This window comes from Thiohalorhabdus sp. Cl-TMA (assembly GCF_041821045.1).
Classification (GTDB): Bacteria; Pseudomonadota; Gammaproteobacteria; order Thiohalorhabdales; family Thiohalorhabdaceae; genus Thiohalorhabdus; species Thiohalorhabdus methylotropha.
Genome location: NZ_JBGUAW010000026.1, coordinates 1 through 2,888, shown reverse-complemented (window position 1 = coordinate 2,888; position 2,888 = coordinate 1). Strand labels below are relative to the sequence as shown.

Here is a 2,888-nt window from a genome sequence, read left to right as displayed (position 1 = left end):
TCATATTCGCCCGCCAGCTCCGCTTCCCGGGCCTTCGCCAGCCTGAAGCGGTGGCGGGCGCGGATCAGGCCGTCGGCAGCGGCCCGGCGCTCCCCTGCCTCCTGGTAATGGACGTTCAGGCGCGCCAGGCGCTTTTTCGCCCGCTCGTAACTGGTCCGCCGATCATCGGCCCGCCCCAGATGGAGGGCTGCCTCCCATTGGGCGAGGGCCGCCCGGAATAGGGGCCAGTGCGGGGCCAAAAATTTGAATCTTTGATTTGTGTGGGTCCCCTCATAGTTCTCGCCCAAGAGGCTCTCAATTCCACCGAGCACACCCATCCCATATATACGGCTCCTTCCAGAATCCCCTCCAAAAATGGAATCGGGCCCAACCGGTATGAAGTCGATGCCATCCTTCACGTTCAGGGCCGATTCCCTGGCCTCGGCGATTTGGGCGGAAATGCGGCTATACAGCTTTTCATCACCGATCCTCGCCACCGAGAGCTGTAACGGGGGCAGCATCTTCAAGGCCGGTACCCAGCAGCATCGGTAGGGCAGGCGGAACTGCCGGTCTTCCTGCACCGTCTCCAGCACGAAGCGGGCATCCCGCCGCACGGTTGGCCCGTCGCGGGTACGGCCCGCCCCGTAGGCGTAGCGCAGCGCCAGCAGATAGGCGGTCCAGGCGCGGTCATTGGCATCCATATCCGCCTGCGGCGCGGTGGGGATATAGTAGCGGTCATGGATTCGGTCCAGGGCGGCGCGTGCCCGGGGGTCGTTGCCCACCCGACCCGCCTCCTCCGCTAGACGAAGCTGAAAGACTCGCCACTGCCCCATGGAGCCAGCGCGCCGGGCATCCCGGGCCGCTTCCCCCAGCACCTGGAACAGGCGTCCGGTCTGCCCGATGCCGCCAAAGTAGGCGGCTGCCGCCTTATACAGGGGCAGCGCCGGGAACTGACCCGAAGGGGACGAATCCTTCCGGGAACGCCAGCGGTCCCGGCTGGCCTTAAAGTGGGCCCACACCTTGTCCGTCAGGCGGGCATGGCCGGGAGAAAGGGGGGAATCGCGGATCAGGAGTTGAAGGTCAATGGCACTTTCTACCACGTCGGCGCCCGCTGGGGTGGAGTTATACAACTCCATCCTTCTACCCACCTCTTCTTTGTCCTGCGCTATTTCCCGTTTGTCCCACTGCCCGTCCCCGGCTGCGCACCCGCTTAAGAGGACAACCATGAGCAGGTCAATCCCGACTACCCCTATCCTTGGCATTGGGACCACCTCTTGTATCTAGAGCGGCTGCTGAATACCTCTGGCCAACCCACTCGCAGGTGTGCGGGTTAGGGTCCGAACGTGTCCTTCATACCCTGGTCAACCTGCCTTTCTATACGCCCCACATCTACTTTCATCCGGGAAACTCCGATCTTCAAGTTCCCACCATTATAATTAATGCTGAGCCCCAGGGTTGTACTAATTTTGGGGCTTTTTGAAATCCATTTATAACTTGCCGTATAACCTTTAGGGCGGGGCTGACTCAAAACCTTCTCATACTGCTTCTTTCGCTCTTTAAGACGCTTTTCAATCCGTTCTATCTTAATTCTATTGGACTCTCTTTCCCAATCCTTTTCTTTCAAACGTTCAATCCGCTCTTCATCCCGCTCAATACTTTCCTTTAAGACGGAGTTCATATTTTCTCTAAGTTCTTCCTGATTGTGCCACTCCCACCCTTTTGATTTCAGTAGAGCCGCTTGCCTCAAATGTTGGTTGAGGGAGCGGGCCAGTTGCTCGGCCATCTCCTGGTTTTTGGTCTTCAGAGTGAAGGTTAAGATAGATCTCGTTTCTCCAGGCGAATTGGTCAACTTTGATGCAATGACTTCCACGCCTGCACCTTTAAAGAGGTTGCCTATAGCAGGTTGGTAGTACTCCGCCTTCCTTCTCGCTTGCATCTCCTCAAGGACCTGATCCCGATTGGAAGCCCCGGCCATCTGCTCTTTTTCTATCCGCGCAAGGTAGGCCTCTTTTTTCTCCTCGGACCAGGGTTCCCCCTGAAGGCTTGCGAAGCCGCCCTCGCTCGCTTTCACCGCCTCATAGACCGCCTTCGCCACCGGATCTAACTGGGGAGACGCCGGGAAATCATACGGCCCTTTATTTTTAGCGGAGGACGCACTACTTGAAGGGGCCTGGACAAGCCCCCTATTTAAACCAGGAGAGGCACATCCGGTAAGCACCAACACCCCGGACACCACAAAAAAGACCAGCCGATTGCGCATTCCCTGCTCCTGTTTTGGCTTTCAATTCAGAACCGTACCGGCCTTGACTAACCTGCCCGAGACATTTTTTTTCAAGGTGTCAGGCAGGACCATACCGGGGAAAGTTTTCGGCTGCGTCACCCAAATGGGTTACACAACTACTCTACTGGGACTTTACGGAGGTAAAACCCTAGTAAGGGAGGTTGGACCAACAACGGACTCCTATCTTCCGGCTTGTCCGGATTCCCCCATGGGAACCAAATGAAAGTGGCCTGAAGGCCACCTAGGTGGCTCCCTGAAGGGAGAAAAAACAGACCCCCAGCCATTCCGACTGGGAGCCCGAAACAAGTCCAGGATACGAGACAAAGAACGGAAGAGGCTCCTTCTACCCCTTCCTGGCGTCCAGCTTCTCCCTGACGATCTGGTTCACCTGCTGGGGATTGGCCTTGCCACCCGTCTTCTTCATGGTCTTTCCGCCCAACAGGCCGGGCCCTTTCTTCTTGCCGGGCAGGCACTGTCAATGTTCCAGGGTCACGAGGATGAACGGCGACCAGAAGTACGCCCCGTCGCGGTCGGCGGGGGCCTCGGTGTCCTGGGCCTTCAGGGCCCGGGTGGGCCCGGCGCCGGCGCGGTGCTGCTCGCGCAACGCCAGCTTGGCCTGGCGCAGGGC

Annotated in this window: 3 protein-coding genes; all 3 read right to left on the bottom strand. The window is 58.4% G+C overall.

The genetic code is table 11. The features are described from left to right. The coding region (locus ACERLL_RS17655) for a hypothetical protein (RefSeq protein ID WP_373657411.1) at window positions 1-1,115 on the bottom strand (1,115 nt) is incomplete at its 3' end. A gap of 194 nt (window positions 1,116-1,309) precedes the next feature. Then, on the bottom strand, window positions 1,310-2,239 hold the full coding sequence (locus tag ACERLL_RS17650; RefSeq protein WP_373657410.1) for a hypothetical protein: 930 nt from the start codon (window positions 2,237-2,239) through the stop codon (window positions 1,310-1,312). 364 nt (window positions 2,240-2,603) lie between these two features. Further along, the gene (locus tag ACERLL_RS17645) at window positions 2,604-2,729 is read right to left on the bottom strand and encodes a hypothetical protein (protein WP_373657412.1); all 126 of its coding nucleotides are present in this window, start codon (window positions 2,727-2,729) and stop codon (window positions 2,604-2,606) included. Between the last annotated feature and the right edge of the window lie 159 nt (window positions 2,730-2,888).

Excerpts from the sequence above, each read along its gene's own strand:
- ACERLL_RS17650 (WP_373657410.1), bottom strand. The coding sequence starts at position 2,239 with ATGCGCAATCGGCTGGTCTTTTTTGTGGTGTCCGGGGTGTTGGTGCTT.